This window comes from Niallia tiangongensis (assembly GCF_044704065.1).
GTDB lineage: Bacteria > Bacillota > Bacilli > Bacillales > Cytobacillaceae > Niallia > Niallia tiangongensis.
Window position 1 is genome coordinate 2,741,457 of the sequence record NZ_CP162613.1, and the last position, 16,508, is coordinate 2,757,964.

At 34.2% G+C, this 16,508-nt stretch carries 14 protein-coding genes and 1 other annotated feature; of the genes, 3 read left to right on the plus strand and 11 right to left on the minus strand.

Features of this window, described 5'->3' with window-relative positions; translation table 11 throughout:
* Positions 1 to 57 precede the first annotated feature (57 nt).
* From AB3U99_RS13110 to AB3U99_RS13120, 3 genes are all read right to left on the minus strand, one after another.
* Entirely contained in the window at positions 58 to 1,548 is a 1,491-nt protein-coding gene (locus tag AB3U99_RS13110; protein ID WP_400241593.1) for a DUF4153 domain-containing protein, read from the minus strand.
* A gap of 98 nt (positions 1,549 to 1,646) precedes the next feature.
* Entirely contained in the window at positions 1,647 to 2,291 is a 645-nt protein-coding gene (locus tag AB3U99_RS13115) for an HAAS signaling domain-containing protein (protein WP_400241594.1), read from the minus strand.
* On the minus strand, positions 2,288 to 2,620 hold the full coding sequence (locus tag AB3U99_RS13120) for a PadR family transcriptional regulator (RefSeq protein ID WP_400241596.1): 333 nt from the start codon (positions 2,618 to 2,620) through the stop codon (positions 2,288 to 2,290). The genes AB3U99_RS13115 and AB3U99_RS13120 overlap by 4 nt, the downstream gene beginning before the upstream one ends.
* Before the next feature lie 176 nt (positions 2,621 to 2,796).
* Here AB3U99_RS13120 and AB3U99_RS13125 point away from each other — a divergent pair, with 176 nt between their 5' ends.
* The 3 genes from AB3U99_RS13125 to AB3U99_RS13135 all read left to right on the plus strand — a co-directional run bounded on the left by AB3U99_RS13125 (position 2,797) and on the right by AB3U99_RS13135 (position 5,912).
* The gene (locus AB3U99_RS13125; protein ID WP_400241598.1) at positions 2,797 to 3,663 is read left to right on the plus strand and encodes a YitT family protein; all 867 of its coding nucleotides are present in this window, start codon (positions 2,797 to 2,799) and stop codon (positions 3,661 to 3,663) included.
* A 201-nt stretch (positions 3,664 to 3,864) separates the two neighbouring features.
* Entirely contained in the window at positions 3,865 to 5,238 is a 1,374-nt protein-coding gene (locus AB3U99_RS13130; RefSeq protein ID WP_400241599.1) for a sensor histidine kinase, read from the plus strand.
* A complete protein-coding gene (locus tag AB3U99_RS13135) occupies positions 5,235 to 5,912 on the plus strand; it encodes a response regulator transcription factor (RefSeq protein WP_400241601.1) in 678 nt (225 codons plus the stop codon). The genes AB3U99_RS13130 and AB3U99_RS13135 overlap by 4 nt, the downstream gene beginning before the upstream one ends.
* Before the next feature lie 505 nt (positions 5,913 to 6,417).
* On the opposite strand, the gene AB3U99_RS13140 is transcribed toward AB3U99_RS13135, so the two are convergent.
* From AB3U99_RS13140 to AB3U99_RS13175, 8 genes are all read right to left on the minus strand, one after another.
* Entirely contained in the window at positions 6,418 to 6,996 is a 579-nt protein-coding gene (locus tag AB3U99_RS13140; protein ID WP_400241603.1) for a YdhK family protein, read from the minus strand.
* Between the two features lie 567 nt (positions 6,997 to 7,563).
* On the minus strand, positions 7,564 to 7,767 hold the full coding sequence (locus tag AB3U99_RS13145) for a DUF2933 domain-containing protein (protein WP_400241604.1): 204 nt from the start codon (positions 7,765 to 7,767) through the stop codon (positions 7,564 to 7,566).
* A 67-nt stretch (positions 7,768 to 7,834) separates the two neighbouring features.
* Positions 7,835 to 8,734: an AEC family transporter gene (locus AB3U99_RS13150; RefSeq protein ID WP_400241605.1), complete on the minus strand. Its 900-nt coding sequence runs from the start codon at positions 8,732 to 8,734 to the stop codon at positions 7,835 to 7,837.
* A gap of 81 nt (positions 8,735 to 8,815) precedes the next feature.
* Positions 8,816 to 10,063, minus strand: a complete 1,248-nt coding sequence (locus tag AB3U99_RS13155; RefSeq protein WP_400241607.1) for a glutamate-5-semialdehyde dehydrogenase — start codon at positions 10,061 to 10,063, stop codon at positions 8,816 to 8,818.
* A gap of 16 nt (positions 10,064 to 10,079) precedes the next feature.
* On the minus strand, positions 10,080 to 11,177 hold the full coding sequence (gene proB / locus AB3U99_RS13160; protein WP_400241609.1) for a glutamate 5-kinase: 1,098 nt from the start codon (positions 11,175 to 11,177) through the stop codon (positions 10,080 to 10,082).
* 76 nt (positions 11,178 to 11,253) lie between these two features.
* Positions 11,254 to 11,466: a binding site (T-box leader), on the minus strand.
* A 102-nt stretch (positions 11,467 to 11,568) separates the two neighbouring features.
* On the minus strand, positions 11,569 to 12,345 hold the full coding sequence (locus tag AB3U99_RS13165; RefSeq protein WP_400241610.1) for a Cof-type HAD-IIB family hydrolase: 777 nt from the start codon (positions 12,343 to 12,345) through the stop codon (positions 11,569 to 11,571).
* Between the two features lie 383 nt (positions 12,346 to 12,728).
* A complete protein-coding gene (locus tag AB3U99_RS13170; protein WP_400241611.1) occupies positions 12,729 to 13,697 on the minus strand; it encodes a multidrug resistance efflux transporter family protein in 969 nt (322 codons plus the stop codon).
* Between the two features lie 750 nt (positions 13,698 to 14,447).
* A complete protein-coding gene (locus tag AB3U99_RS13175) occupies positions 14,448 to 16,160 on the minus strand; it encodes an ABC transporter ATP-binding protein (protein ID WP_400241612.1) in 1,713 nt (570 codons plus the stop codon).
* Positions 16,161 to 16,508 lie beyond the last annotated feature (348 nt).

Consider the following 16,508-nt stretch of genomic DNA (forward strand, 5'->3'; position numbering starts at 1 on the left):
TATATATAAAACGTATGAAAAAGCAAAAAAGATACGGGGATAATAAAATAATTTCTTTTAATTATCACTGTTTTCTAATCGATACTTTTTTCCAATCTGATTTTTTGATGTACCATCATCCAAGTCCATTGTTGCAAGCAATTTTCTTGCCCGGTCTTCTATCAGGTTATAGCTTTGCCACTTTACATCTCTTTCCTCAAGAAGCTCTTTTTTTGCGAGCAACAAATGTTTTATGCTATTCATTTCCTGATTCCTTTCGTAATATTCGGTTAGAACTGGAACGGTGGAAAGAGACAGTGATTCAATATACTGTAAATCGATTAAATTCGTCTCTTCAAATCGTTCCAAATTTTTACTAACAATGAATCGGTCAATATCGATTACATTTAGCCCACAGTAATATAATAAGGAAACCAATAAAAAGAGGCGCATAAGTTGAATTTTCTCGATCCAAATTTTAATAAGCGTAAACGCAAAGAACACCGCTAACAAGAAAATATAGGAATGAGAAAACAATCGTAAATACGTATAGCCGTAAGCCTGTTCATATAAGCATAAGCGTAAATGTGCAGATAAAAGAATAATAAAACTGAATATAATTAATAAGGATAGACCTATTTTTATAAAGCTGGTTCTTTTTTTAGTAAATAGATTGACTAATAAAGTTATCGATATATTAATAACCGTTACGATAATTAGTTCAAAGAACCCTCTTTTTGCATAAGTAGCATAGGTAAAGCCATTCATTAATACATCATTAAAAAAATATTGAAACTGAACAATTGTATAAAATAGATACAATCCATTTATGGACACTAAAATCGTTAATATTGTCGCTTGCTCCCATCTCCCTTCTGGTTCTTTTCTTACTTGAGGAATAATAATCGACTTCTTACTAATTGTTTTTAACCATAGTAATAGAAAGACAAATAATAAGATGATACGTAGGAAAATACTTATTTCTTCTATATTTAAAGAAACAAGATGTGAAATCATTTTTTCAATCATGATGCGAAAATACTGGTCCGATAAACTTAATAGAAAGATTAATACAAATAATATTGGTAATACAATGAGGATTCCTAATAGTATTCTTTTTGTTATGGAATAATTCCTTTCATTCCCATATTCCTTTATCCATTTTCGTACGAGAAAAGTAAGATATTTACCGAATTTAAAAAAGTACAAAAATTTCTTTTGCATATAACGGAGGATATCGACATTACTCCAACTAAGAAAAGAAGGACTTGTGACTAGGATTGTATGTACACCTATTAACAGAAAAATTACTAATAGATTAACAGAATAAAAATAAGGATTTGCAATGAAAATGAAAGACAAGGTTAAACTCCAAATACATACAAATATAAAAATTCCGATTATTCGATGTGTATGATTCACCTTTTTCGTGATGTAAAAATAAAAAACGTAAAATGCAACAACAAAAATGCTAAGAGAAATTCCAATTTTCTCTGTGAATAATGTTACTTCTGCAATAATAGCAAGCAATAAACATCCGATAAAATAAATACTATTTTTCTTATTCATTTCACTCTTCCCCTTTACATAGAAATTCTATATAGAACATTAAAAAATAGCAGAAATACAATACATAGTAATTCTTGGTAGTAAACCATAAGAACAACTTAAATGGATTTCGTTGTTCCAAAGCGAAATGCGAGAAAACATATTGGATACAAAATAATTGTAAAAGCGATACAGATTAAAATAAATTCAGGTGTAAGTAATGGATCAAATAAAGATAAAGGAATAATGTTGAAAACGACTGAGCACATTAACATAAGATTCGGAATCAACGAGATGGAAAACGTTTTCACTAATAATTTTTTACCCCCAAGGCCAAATTCCTTGCCGACTTCATAACCTAGCAAGAGCCAAAAAAATAAATAAAGCAAAATTAAAAAAAATGGAATACTAGTAAGGAATAGCCATAATTTACTGATGGCTGGATTCGACAAGTGATGATAAATAACCGTTAAACCAATCCCGCCAGCAAAGAAAAACAAATTAGCGAAAAAGAAATTCCATTGCGTATTCTTTGCTGTCATGGTTAGTTCTTCTTGATATAATGCCGCAATTTCCTCAGGGGTGCCTAGCTTTTCCAGCGCGATAAGCATTGCTTTTTTTTCCGTACACTGCTCTTCTAGTAGAATATCTTCTAACAAGTCGGTGAGATGGAGTTCATATTCCCTGCATATTTCCTCTGATTGATCATGGACCTTTAATAACTCTCGAAGCTGTTTCATAAAGGATGCTTTTGAATAAATCATAGTCCTTTTCTCCCGATTACTTTATCAATGGTTTGCACAAAATTTTTCCATTCTGTTGTTTTTTGTTCCAAGATTTGAAGACCTGTCTCTGTTATTCGATAGTATTTTCTCGCAGGTCCTTTCTCTGAATCCTTCCAAAAGGATTCTACATATTCCTGTCTCTCTAATTTATGTAGTGCAGGATATAAGGTCCCTTCTTTTACCTGTAAGGAATAGTCGCTTCTCTTTTCCATCTCTTTAACAAGTTCATATCCATACATTTCTTTTTCTGCTAAAAGCTGGAGCAAAATTAAGGAAGTACTTCCTTTTACTAATTCTCTGTTAAACATATTTTCACCTACCTAGAATTAAAATGTACTATATGTAGTATTTTATCTTCCGAATCCCCATAATGCAATATTTTGCTACGATTCCTTTCTCTAATTTTTTCCTGCAATCTTATTGTGGTACTATATAATCCAGGCAAGTTCTTTATTATACATAAGGGTGAAAGGTGTTTTAATTCATGGTAAAAACGCATAAAAAAGAAAGTACCTCACATTTAATAATGCGATACTTAATGCTCACAATCGGTGCTGGTTTTGCAGCAATCGCTATTGATTTATTCTTAGCTCCAAATACGATTATTGATGGTGGAGTAATTGGGATTTCCTTGATACTTAAATATAGTTATGGCTTAAGCTTTGGAGTCCTTGTGTTTATTCTCAATCTTCCATTTTTATTTGCGGGCTATAAATACATTGGGAAGAACTTCTGTATTTCCTCCCTTTATTCCATTATAATGCTCGCTATTATTGAATTTTTGCTCGAACATTTTGAGCCAATAACCACACAGCCACTGCTTGCCACAGTCTTTGGTGGTTTATTGCTTGGAGCTGGTGTAGGGATTGTCATTAGAAATTCAGGTGCCTTAGATGGTACAGAAATACTAGGAATCCTCCTTACAAAAAGAATTCCTTTTTCCGTTGGAGAATTTGTGATGTTTATCAATGTCTTTATTTTCTCTTGGGCAGGGTTTGTATTAGGCTGGGAACAAGCGATGTTCTCCATCCTTACCTATTATATTGCTAGTAAAGCAATTGACTCCGTTATTCAGGGCTTTGATGATACAAAAGCTGCGATGGTTATTTCTGATGAATATGAAGAAATTGCACAAGCGCTTTCTGATCGTTTAGGCAGAGGCGTCACAAAGCTTAAAGGAAAAGGGGGCTATTTGGATCAAGAGAAGGAAGTATTATATGTAGTATTTACACGATTAGAAATAGCGAAATTCCGAAGTATAGTCCAAGAAATCGACCCGAAAGCATTTATTACCATTATGGATACGCAAGAAGCTCATGGAGGAAAATTCTCTAAGTCTGCGATTCATTAATTCTGTTTATAGGTACACCTGTTCATCCTGACAAAGACTCACATAATTTAATAAGGCATGTGAGTCTTTGTCTTCCACCAAAATTTTTTTGCTTCTCTCTCCTATTTATAATATCTATAAAAAATTCATATTTCTCCACAAAATCTTGAAATTTATCCTTTATACTAAGAGATAATACCACTGATTACTAGGAGATACACAATGAATAAACTTTCATTAAAAATTGGCATCCTGTTTTTTTGCATTATTTTTGGACTTATCACCTTGATGCTCTTCCTATTACATGAAGCTGTTGTTGAAAATAGAGTACAGGAGGAATTGGACGCCCTTCAATCAAGAGGAAATTCTCATCGGACTGTACTAGAAAAGCATTTTAATAAGGAAATAATCGACCATGTTATATTAATGGAATCTGAATCAAACACAGATGTAGTAATTACGGATGAAGCAAAATATATTTTAGGCTCCTCTTCAAAGTTAAATTCGTTTGAAAAGTATATAAAAAAAGACATAGGCACAATTCCATATAGCGGGGAAATCGTTGAAGAAAATTGGAAAAGAGAACCTGTTATCTCAACGTTAAGTCCCGTTAAGATTAATGGACAGACACAAGGCTATGTATATATGTTTCAAAACACAGAATCTGTTCATAACCTCATTCAAAGTTTAAATAAACATTTTCTTTTAGTTGGCTTTATCTCTATTTTTGTAACGATCATTATCATTATTTTTTTATCCCGTGGAATTACAAAACCTCTGATTCAAATGAAAAAAGCAACTTCTCAAATAAACAAAGGGAATTTTGCTGTTACGATTACTCGAAAATCGGACGATGAATTAGGTGAGTTAGCTAAATCCATTGAAACCCTTGCAACTGACTTAAACTATTTAAAAAGAGAGCGCAATGAATTTTTAGCAAGTATTTCTCATGAGCTTAGAACGCCATTAACCTATATCAAAGGCTATGCAGATATACTCCTTAAACGGAATCCTCCTCAAGAAGAAAGGGAGAAATACTTAACGATTATTGTTACGGAAATAAATCGTTTGAATCTTTTAATAAAAGACTTATTCGAACTAGCTAAAATAGATAAAAATTCGTTTGTGATAAATAAAGAAAAAATTGATTTAAGTATTTTTCTAAAAGAAATTGAACGGAAGCTCACGCCTGCTATTAATGAAAAAAACATGAATTTTAATGTTCACTTTCAAAATAACTTAAATCTTTTTGCAGACCCGATTCGACTAGAGCAAATTCTCCTGAACTTATTGGATAATGCGATAAAGTACTCAAAAACTGGTAGTTTAGTGGCATTAGATGTTTGGAAAGAAAAGAAATCGATACATTTCTTAATAAAAGATAACGGAAAAGGAATTCCTGAAAAAGATATTCCCTACATCTTTAACAGGTTTTATCGGGTGGAAAAATCACGTAAAAGATCCCTTGGTGGTACTGGCTTAGGACTTTCAATCGTTCAAGAGCTTGTACATGCTCATGGAGCAGAAATCACCCTAAATAGTAAAGAACAGATGGGTTCAGAATTTGAAATAATTTTTAAGGAGAATGAAAAATGAAAACTTTATTACTGGTGGATGATGAGCCTATTATGCTAGATTTATTATCTTTATACTTGTCTCCACTAGACTTTAAATGCATCAAATCTACTTCAGGGATGGAGGCAATTAAGTTAATAGATTCTAATCATGTGGACTTAATTTTATTAGATGTAATGATGCCAAATATGGATGGCTGGGAAACTTGTAGGGAAATAAGAAAAAACTGGAATACTCCTATTATTATGCTGACAGCTAGAACCGAAAAAGCAGACATAGTAAAAGGACTAGAGAATGGAGCTGATGATTATATTGCAAAACCATTTGATGAAGAAGAATTGGTTGCAAGAATTAATGCTGTTTTACGACGATTGAAAAGTGATTCAAAAAAAATCTTCTTTAAAGGACTTAAATTAGATAAAAGTTCCTTCCAAGTTACTTATAATGGACAAGAAATTGTCCTTACGCCAAAGGAATTTTCCTTATTATCTTTATTTTTATCCAATCAAAATATGGTGTTCACAAGAGAACATTTAATCACGACAATTTGGGGCTATAATGTATCAACTGAAGACCGAACCATTGACTCACATATCCGCAACTTAAGGGACAAGCTGAGAAAAACGGATTTTCCTGCTGATACTTATTTACAAACTGTTTGGGGTGTTGGCTATAAATGGACTCTAGAAATCTAAAATCAAACGAACCACTACTTTTTTATTTGCTCCGCGAAAACGATTTTAAAAAGAGGCTGGGACATAAGTATTCCAGCCATAGATAAACCCGAACAACTATACGGTAGTTCCATATGATTTTTCGAGTTTATATTAGTTTATAATAGGCTGTTTCAGTAAAGATGGTGTTATTATCCGCAGCCTGAATACACTTCGCTTTCCATGGGGCGAGCGCCGATCCGCTTCACAGCTCATGCTCATGCAGGGTCTCGGACTTTCTCGCAGCTCCAGGAGTCTACGTGTATTCAGGCTGCTCCGTCTTTCCAAGCAATTAATTTTTTCTATTTCCATAATAGTTTATAGAAAAACAATCTTTAAAAATGAATTAGTTTTTACACTGACTATATTTAAAATCATAAATAACTAGCATGAAAAAGTAGCCTTTATTTAAGAGCTAAATTAAGGATGGTTCGTCTTTACTTTACAGATTGGCTATTTAGTTTTGTCCCAGCCTCTTTTTTATGAGTTACTCTACAGGAGACAATTCACTTTCTGTTACCCATTTATGATAAGTAACATCCTCCCCTGTTTCCGTATCTTGATAATCTACCATATATACTGTTGTTTGTTCTGCTGAATCAATAATTGCTGTTACACCATCCATTCCTTCCATATGTTCAGCAATTAATACGACTTCATCCCCTGGTTGATAAGGTTGCTCCGTTGCATTCTCAATTTCCTCATGAATGACCCATTTATGATTTTCCACTTTCTCTCCACCGTTTAATGGCGTATAAGTAATCGTATAAACGATAGTGTCGAAAGCACCAGAAATTGTAGCTTCAGCTCCGTCCATCCCAGGCATATGATCTGCATGGATAATAGTACTTGAACCAACAGGATAAGTAGGGTTAATCGATTCCTTTAATCCTTCTGGTACATCACTTGATCCTGTATGATTCATACCTGCATGTCCCTCCATCACATTGGAACCTGAATCACCTTTTGGCGCCGTCTCCTGTTTTCCGCTACATGCAGCCAAGGTAAATATTATTACCAAAGAAACTATACTTAATATAATTTTTCTACTTATCAAAATTTTCATCCTTTCTAGCTTGGATATATCCACAATTAGAATACTGTATATTTGTGCAATTATCGTGCAGATTTCATGGGAATTAATAAGAAAAATGAAGAAAAAAATTGCCTTTGACATATTAACTGGTTCGATACTAATGGGAGGGGTTGGAGCTATAGTTTAGCAGATTTAAACAAAATAACAATAAAAGGTTATCCATATGAACAATTAATGGAAAATACGGAAAAGAAGCAACCTGATTTATCTGGAAAAGAATTAAAACAAATAGCTATTGCGAAAATGCGAAAATACTTAAATATATTACAAGTAATTACTGCTTAATCGAGAACGATATTTTTTGAATAGTATTACTTAAAACCTAAAAAAATGACATGCAGTACAATCTGAACACACTAAGATTTCTTTGATTCTAGCGAAAAAGGTGAGACTCCACAGGAATAGTTGAGAAGACTCACCTTTCACAGAACCACGAAAAGCGAAGTGTATTCAAGCTACGAGAGAGTAGTTTTGTAGCACAGTACTCTCTCTTTTGTACATGCTAACAATTATTAATATAAAATCAATTTTTCTTTTCTACGATTCTTTTCTCTCCACCGATGCTAGGGTATCAAGTTCACTTCTCAGTTTGCCGTTTTCCAACTCAAGGCTTTTTAATCTAGCATCCAAATCTTTTGTTCCATGTGATTGATGGTGCTTGTGGTGACCAAACATACCTTTCATGCAAAAGAGCATCATCAATGGACAAATCAGTAAAATCAATAATTGTAACCATTCCATTTTATCACCCCTCCATTTATAACTAGATCTTATCAATAAAATATCGAGATTTTATGGAGAAACATAGTTAAATAAGGGATAAAATAATAGGTAAAGTTATCAAACTAGCTAATGTACTAAATAAAGTCGCACTGGAAACAAAGTCTGGTTCTGTTCCATATTGAACAGCGTAAAGAGTCGTGTTTGCTGCTGCTGGCATTCCTGCAAGTAGGATCATTATTTGCTTTAACATCTCATCCACTGGCAAAATGAATGTCAGAAGCCATGCAATAACTGGTGAGACAATCAACTTTAGAAACAAAGAAATAGATAAAGGTCGATAAGCAATTTTTCTTACACTTACATTAGCGAGTTGGATTCCTAAGACAAGCATAACAGTTGGTATTGCCGCATTACCAACTAGTTTAATAGCTTCTAACATTGTCTCGCCAATCGGAATTTGAAAGGAATGAAATATAGCACCTAATATCGCACCATACATAACAGGAACTTTAAGCACTTTTTTTAATGTATCTTTTCCGTTTCCATTATCAACAGAACCTTTCGCTGCATAGTAGACACCTATTGTTACCATAATTAATTGTTGAATAACCATCAATATAACCGCATAATGTAAGCCAGGCTCACCGAATACAAATAAAACAAGTGGTGTGCCGTAATTGCCATTGTTCATAAAGGCGGAAGATAAAATCATTCCGCATGTCTTCCTGACCGAATATCCTCTAAAATAGCCAATGACATAAACAATGGCAACAATACCTAATACTAAAGTTAAAGCATAAAACATCATATACAAATAGTCCATTGTAAAAGTTGTTTCATAAAATACACTAAAAGACAATAATGGTGTCATTAAATAAACAGATACTGCTGAAACGGATTTAATGTCAATATGAAGCTTCTTTTGCCCAATAAATCCAACCGAGAAAATAAAGAAAATCGGTAATAAAATACTTAAATACTCCAATATCATCATCCAATCTACTTAAAGTATGGCTTCCCATCTAAAAGTGTAGTTTACACTTTCTAGAAATTTCCCATACTACTGTTAGTTTCTGACTTGCCCATCTCCATAAATGAAGTATTTAACAGATGTTAATGCATTTAGTCCCATTGGTCCTCTCGCATGAAGTTTTTGTGTACTAATGCCAATTTCTGCGCCATAGCCGAATTCAAATCCATCTGTAAATCTAGTACTAGCATTATGATAAACTGCTGCTGCATCCACTCCTGCTAAAAAAGCAGTTGCATTTTCTTTATTTTCGGAAATGATTGCTTCGGAGTGCTTTGTACCATATTTATTAATATGATTGATTGCATCCATTACTCCCTTTACAATCTTTACACTAATCTTTAAAGCAGAGTATTCTGTATACCAATCATCTTCCGTCGCTTCTTTTGCTGTTGCATAAGCAGAGCATACTGTTTGATCACCGTAAATTTCGACCCCTCTGTTATGTAATGCTTCTAGTAGCGTAAGCCCATATTGCTCAAACCAATTTTCCTCTATTAAAATAGTTTCTAAAGCATTACAAACAGATGGACGCTGTGTTTTCCCGTTTAAGCTGATTTTTATCGCCATTTCCATATCCGCTGTTTCATCGATAAATAAGTGACAATTCCCAGCTCCTGTTTCGATAACCGGTACAGATGCTTCCCTTACTACAGTTTCAATTAACCCTTTTCCACCACGAGGGATTAATACATCTAAGAATTCTTTTAAGTGGAATAGGTCTTTTGCTGTTTCCCTGCTCGTATCCTCAATTAATTGAACAGCTTCTTTTGGCAAGGCTGATTTTTCAAGGGCCGTATGGATGGAGTTAACAAGAGCTATATTTGATTGCTTCGCTGAAGAACTTCCTCTTAAGACAATACTATTTCCTGTTTTCAAGGCAAGGCTAGCCGCATCTATTGTTACATTGGGCCTTGCCTCATAAATCATCCCCATTACCCCAATCGGCACAGTTTTCTTCACTATTTTCAAACCATTTTCTTTTTCTATTTGTTCGACTACTACACCAACTGGATCCATCAGCTTAACTAGCGCCTTTAATGCTGAAGCCATATCATTAATCCTTTTTTCATCAAGCATAATTCGATCTAAAATAGAAGTCGAAAGACCATTTTCTTTTCCCTTTTCAAGATCGACCTTATTCGCTTCCATAATCAAGTCTTTATCTTCTAATAATTGATTGCTAATAAGTAATAATGCATCATTCTTTTCATCTGTTGATTTATTTAATAATTGATAGCTTGCCTTCTTTGCCAATTCACCTTTTTGATAAACCTCTCCCATTTTCATCTCTCCCTAGTTAAATTTTCACCCATCTATCACGGTGAATTACTTCCAATTTCGGATGTTTTTCTATTCTTTTTTCTTCCGCTCTTTGTGTGATGATATTTTTTAACTCTTCAGAAGAGTAAAGCACTTCTCCTTTTCCAATAATACCATTTATACCAAACACCTCTACTACATTCCCTTTTTCAAAAATACCTTCTACTTTATAAATTCCTGCTGGCAATAAACTACTCCCATTATTAACCAAAGCCATTTCTGCCCCTTCATCGACATAGAGACTACCTTGTACGGTGGAATGCAGTGCGATCCATTGACGATTACTATTTATAGAAGTTAAAGCATCGGAACCAATATAAGTTCCATCACCTTTACCTTCGATAATATCGATTAGCTTATTTTCACCAGTCCCTTTTCCAATAAATACTTTTACACCTAATGATAGTGCAGTTTCTGCTGCAATGAGTTTTGATTTCATGCCACCTGTTCCAACCTTTGATCCAGTACCTTTTGCTGCATTTTTCCATTCTTCCGTAATTTCTGGCAAATAATCAATTCGTTTTGCTGATTGGTCTTCTTTTGGATTCTTGTCATATACCCCATTAATATCTGTAAGAATAATCAATTGATCTGCATGAATAAGACCACTAACAAGAGATGATAACATATCATTGTCTCCAAATGTTAATTCTTCTACAGATACCGTGTCATTCTCATTAATAATGGGCAAAATATTTCTTTCTAATAATTCTGTAAGCGTGGAATAGGCATTACGATATCGATCCCGCTTCGAAAAATCATTTCTCGTTATTAACACTTGTGCTGGCACCATCCCATACTTACTTAATTGTTCATTATAGCTTTGAATTAATAAGCTCTGGCCAACAGCAGCAGCCGCTTGCTTTCCTTTAAGTGTAACCGGTCTTGTCGGATAGCCTAATTTTGCAAAACCAGCCGCCACTGCTCCAGAAGAAACTAATAGTACTTCATGGCCACTATTTCTTAAATTGGCAATGCTTGCAATATGGTCACTTAATTTTGATTGGTCGATTGCTCCTTTTGAATCTGTGAGAGAGCTGCTTCCGATTTTTACGACAATTCTTTTTTTCTCCATGATATTTCCTCCGAACTTTAGTAAATCTGTGCCTATTTTCACAAAGGAATAGAAAAAAGCCCTTTTCTTTTCCTTAAAAAAGGACGAAAAAGGGCTTTCCGTGGTACCACCTTTATTGAATCAATCAAAACAATTGATTCCACTCTGTCTGATAACGCAAGAAATGCGCCTACTGTAATAGGACTTGAAAGGTAGGTTCTGTGAACTTTTATGATGAAGTCTTTCAGCTTATAAACTTCACTCTCTTTTATAAAAGCCTCTCACATACTAGTCCTTTCGCTTCGTTCAATTTTCTTTTTACTAATTATAAGCAGTTTTTTCTACCGTTTCAATTGTTTTTTAAAATTTATTGAATAGAAAAAATATTTTTCAGCTCAAGTTAAAGGAAAAACTATTTTTTTATTTCTGCAACTTCTTTGTTTAGTGCCCATTTTCTTATTGCGTAGGCTACACCATTTTCGTTATTTGTTAAGGTTACAACATCTGCTGTCTCTTTTACAATGTCCTGAGCATTTCCCATTGCAACACCTATTCCCGCTTCTTTTATCATGCTAATATCGTTCAGACTGTCTCCAGCTGCCAACACTTGATCCATAGAGATATGCAATAGCTCACATACTTTTTTGAGCCCTCTTGCTTTATTAATCCCTAATGCATTTACCTCAATATTTACTGGGGATGAATTACTGATTTCAAAACATTTTTTCTCTTGTAAGCTGTTCAATACCTTTTCTCTAATTTGATTGTCTTCAATATGAAACCCAAACTTAAGCCACTCTAATTCACTTACATTTTCCGGCATCTCATCGAACCATAATTGATCACAGCTAGTTGCCCACATTTTTGCTTTATGTTGCTGTGCTAAACCCCACATCCATTGGATATGGTCAGCATCCACAAGATTTCTTTCAATTAAATTACCCTTTGTATCCCAAATTTCACTACCGTTTACTGTAACTAAATATGATTTTAATAAAAGACTTTTTGCGTGATCCTTACACGTTGCAAGAGAACGACCTGTACTTAATACAACGTGTAGTCCGTTATCATGGGCCTCTTTAATTGCTTTTCGGTTTTCTTCCGGTATTTCTCCTTTTTCGTTCAATAATGTCCCATCCATATCAAGTGCAATTAGCTTAATGTCTTTTTCTTCCAGTTTTTTCATCATTTTGCTTTTCCTCCTAATTTTTTATGTTTAGAAGTGATAGCCAAAAAATACGACTTACAGAATACCACATACTTAAGGCTGTATATCCTTAAGATTCATTTGCTTGCTTAAACAAAGCAGTCTTTTTCCTTAAAACTTGCTATGTAAGATAATTACTTTTTAACCTTTATTCATTTTTTGACAAAGCAGGTTTCACCTAACATGCCATTCATTTCTAACAACTTCTTCATTTGTGGGCAATGATTCCTGCATATTAACATAGTATAACGATTTCTTTTAAAAAAGTAAAAAATTCCGATAACTCCAAACAAACTTCATATAGTGATAAAATTCTTAACAAAACTTTAACGATTTAATCAAAAGACAATCACGAAAAACCATGGTTATGCTTCAATGCTACTATTTATGTGTATTTTCTTACTCGAATATACACTATGCAAAATCATTCCAATCATTACAAAGCAAATCCCGAGAAGACTCATAGGGGTTGGTAAATGAGCTGATAAAAAAATTATTTCTCCAAACAAAGCAAATAATACTTCCAATGATTGTGTCGCTTCTACAGCACCTAATTTAATCATATTGTCTTTGACTATGTCAGTTGCTGAAAAAAATAAGATTGTTGCTATAATACCTGAAAATACTGCTACTATTGCTGATTGACCAACTTGCTGCTTTCCAGGAAGCCCGACAGTTAATACACCAATAATAGATAATAGTATCCAAAATGGAAGACTGGCAATTGTCATCCCTAATACACGTTGAAAAACATCTAATCTATCATTACAAAGCTCCATCATTTTCCGATTTCCTAACGGATACGCAAATGATGCAATAATAATAGGAATAAGACAAAATAAAGCATCCTTTAAAGAAATAGATACAGCGAATTCTAACTGCATAATGCTAACTCCAACAACAATTAAAATAGAAAAAGTTAAACTTTTAAATGGAATTTTTCTTCGAGCTAATTGAATACCCCCATCTCTTCCAATCTTTTTTTCATAAAATAAAGGTGCTAGGAATGTACCAGAAATGATTGTAATCTGCCAAGTACCTGCTACAAGCCAGCCTGGTCCAAATGCACCCGCAAAACAAATCCCATCGTAAAAAAAACCAAAGCCAACAGTACTCCATATTATCCAAGAAACAGGATTTGCTTTTAGCTCCTGCCAAACAGCCGTTAAGTTTTTTCTACACACTACAATCAAAACTAATAATGGCACCATAAAGAAATAACGTAGCGAAGCGCTCCACAACCAGCTTCCTCCACCTATTTCCATCGACTGATTCAATACAAATGTAAACGCAAAAAATAGCGCAGCAAATATCCCTAAAATAATCGGTCTCAAATATTTACCCCTCTCTCTTATTGAATAATCAAAAAAACTTATATCCAATATATCGCATATTGAATATTTATCATAGTATTTTTGTGAATAGATCCTTCTTTTTGTTGTCATGAAAGAGATTATTAACAAGCAGGGTTCTTACGATGATAGGAACTAAATAAGAGGCTGGGACAAAACGAAATAGCTAATCTGTAAAGACGAACAATCTCTAATTTAGCTCTTAAATAAAGGCTACTTTTTCATATTAGTTATTTATGGTTTTAAATATAGTCAAGTGTAAAAACCAATTCGTTCCATTGCGCTACGGACACTCTATGGCGCCGGGGAGGAAGCCTGAGCCTCGGTCGGCGCGCCTGCGGGGTCTAAAGCGTCCTCTACTTCCCGCAGGAGTCGAGTGTCTTCCGCTCCATTCCACTTTGTTTTTAAAGGCTATTTCCTAAAAAATATTGTTTTTCCAAGAAAAAATAAATTAGTTGGAAGAATGGAGCAGCCTGAATACACGTAGACGCCACGGGGATTAGCGAGACAGTCTGAGACCCTGCAGGCGGAAGCAGACCGCGGCTTTAGCGCGAGCCCCACGGAAAGTGAAGTGTCATTCTGGCTGCGGGTAATAGGAACAAACTTCATGGAACATCCTTTTTATAAACGAATAAAAAAGCCCAAATGATTATACGAACCTTTCATTGGCATCTTCGTATAATCATTCGGGTTTATTTTAAGCTGGAATACTTATGTCTCAGCCTCTTAAAATTAACGCTGATATTGCACTCGATGAAGGTTAGCAAAAATCCCGTTCTGTGCTAATAATTCATCATGCTTTCCTTCTTCTTCTATCCCATTTTCTGTTACTACAACAATCCGATCAGCGTTGCGGATAGTTGCAAGGCGATGTGCAATAACTAGTGTAGTTCGGTTTTTAGCTAGCTCATTTAAAGAATTTTGGATAATTAATTCCGTTTCTGTATCAAGTGCAGAAGTCGCTTCATCTAGTATGAGAATTGGCGGGTTTTTTAGGAACATCCGAGCAATTGCAATTCTTTGCTTCTGTCCACCTGATAGCTTCAATCCTCTTTCACCGATTTGTGTTTCATACCCATTTGGCAATTTAAGCACTAACTCTTCCAGATGTGCTCTTCTAACCGCTTCATGAATTTCTTCATCTGTAGCATTCAAATTACCGTAAGCAATATTTTCTTTTAATGTGCCAGTAAATAAAAATACATCCTGCTGTACAATTCCAATTTGTGCTCTTAATGATTTCATTGTCATATCGCGAATATCGATTCCGTCAATTTTGATACTCCCGTTATTCACATCATAAAAACGAGGAATTAACGAACAAATCGTAGTTTTCCCTGCACCAGAAGGTCCAACAAAAGCGATTGTTTCACCAGCATTAATGGAAAGATTAATGTTTTTTAAGACAGGATTACTGTCATAGCTAAAAGTTACATCTTTTAAAGTGATATCTCCCTTTAATGAATTTACTTCTACTGCATCTTTGCGATCTAGAATATTGGGAGCTGAATCTAACAATTCCAAGAAACGCTTAAAGCCGGCCATTCCCTTCGGATATAGTTCTAATATTGCACTAATTTTATCGATTGGTTTTTGCAATATATTTACAAACAAGATGAAGGAAACTAATTCCCCTATTTTCATTTGACCATTAAATGTAAGCCAAGCACCAAAGACTAAAACTACTAAAGTAAAGAATCTCATTAACATATATACAGAAGAAGATGTAATGGACATTACTTTATAAGCACCTATTTTTGCCTTGCGGAATCTTTTATTATTTACTGTAAATCTAGAAATTTCAAAGTCTTCATTTGTAAAAGATTGAACTACACGTACACCAGAAACACTATCTTCCACTCTAGCATTTACGTCTGCAATATCCCCATACATTTGTCCCCATGCTTTATTCATGCTTCGGTTACAGTATGTAATCAGCCAAACTAGTATTGGAACTATAAAGATAACGATTAATGCTAGTTTTATATTAATCGTAAGCATAATCCAAAACGCACCAACAAAAGTCATAATAGCAATAAATAAATCCTCTGGTCCATGATGGGCAAGTTCTCCAATATCAAATAAATCATTGGTAATACGGCTCATGATATGTCCTGTTTTTGTATTATCAAAAAAAGAAAAAGATTGTCTTTGCACATGAGTAAATAATTGACCTCGCATGTCAGTTTCAATATTTATCCCAAGCTTATGACCCCAATAATTGACAATGTATTGAAGAAAGGTACTTGTTACATATAATAGCAGTAATCCCACACCTACGGATAAAATCGTGCCCCAATTTCCTTCTGGAAGTAAATCATCAATATACCAAGAGACCGCAAGTGGAAAAGCGAGCTCTAATAGTGCAACAACTATCGCACTTGAGAAGTCGAGCGTAAATAATTTTTTATGTGGTTTATAATATGAAAAAAAACGTTTCATCATAATTTTTCTCCTTCACACCTAACCTTTCTAATTTATCTTCCTCTTTTATCGTTCGTTCCAATTACTTCATAAACAAAATACTATCTTAATCATTTATGTAGTTTCTGTCTGCATCGAACGATTTTTTTCCTTTTTTAAACAATCATACACATTGAGAATCATTATTGATTATAGTGGTTATTTGCGATTACCACAAGAAAAATATTTATCCCACTCTTAAACTTCAGTAAGACTTTCACCTTTTGCTAATTTAGAATTTGAGGAAGAAAGATGGAGAGATCAACTGTCCGTAAAGGCCCGAATGGTTCAGCTAACTATCAGTGGGGAGGAAGGAAAACCCCACTGACG

Excerpts from the sequence above, each read along its gene's own strand:
- AB3U99_RS13110 (WP_400241593.1), bottom strand. The coding sequence starts at position 1,548 with ATGAATAAGAAAAATAGTATTTATTTTATCGGATGTTTATTGCTTGCT.
- AB3U99_RS13115 (WP_400241594.1), bottom strand. The coding sequence starts at position 2,291 with ATGATTTATTCAAAAGCATCCTTTATGAAACAGCTTCGAGAGTTATTA.
- AB3U99_RS13120 (WP_400241596.1), bottom strand. The coding sequence starts at position 2,620 with ATGTTTAACAGAGAATTAGTAAAAGGAAGTACTTCCTTAATTTTGCTC.
- AB3U99_RS13125 (WP_400241598.1), top strand. The coding sequence starts at position 2,797 with ATGGTAAAAACGCATAAAAAAGAAAGTACCTCACATTTAATAATGCGA.
- AB3U99_RS13130 (WP_400241599.1), top strand. The coding sequence starts at position 3,865 with ATGAATAAACTTTCATTAAAAATTGGCATCCTGTTTTTTTGCATTATT.
- AB3U99_RS13135 (WP_400241601.1), top strand. The coding sequence starts at position 5,235 with ATGAAAACTTTATTACTGGTGGATGATGAGCCTATTATGCTAGATTTA.
- AB3U99_RS13140 (WP_400241603.1), bottom strand. The coding sequence starts at position 6,996 with ATGAAAATTTTGATAAGTAGAAAAATTATATTAAGTATAGTTTCTTTG.
- AB3U99_RS13145 (WP_400241604.1), bottom strand. The coding sequence starts at position 7,767 with ATGGAATGGTTACAATTATTGATTTTACTGATTTGTCCATTGATGATG.
- AB3U99_RS13155 (WP_400241607.1), bottom strand. The coding sequence starts at position 10,063 with ATGGGAGAGGTTTATCAAAAAGGTGAATTGGCAAAGAAGGCAAGCTAT.
- proB (WP_400241609.1), bottom strand. The coding sequence starts at position 11,177 with ATGGAGAAAAAAAGAATTGTCGTAAAAATCGGAAGCAGCTCTCTCACA.
- AB3U99_RS13165 (WP_400241610.1), bottom strand. The coding sequence starts at position 12,345 with ATGATGAAAAAACTGGAAGAAAAAGACATTAAGCTAATTGCACTTGAT.
- AB3U99_RS13175 (WP_400241612.1), bottom strand. The coding sequence starts at position 16,160 with ATGATGAAACGTTTTTTTTCATATTATAAACCACATAAAAAATTATTT.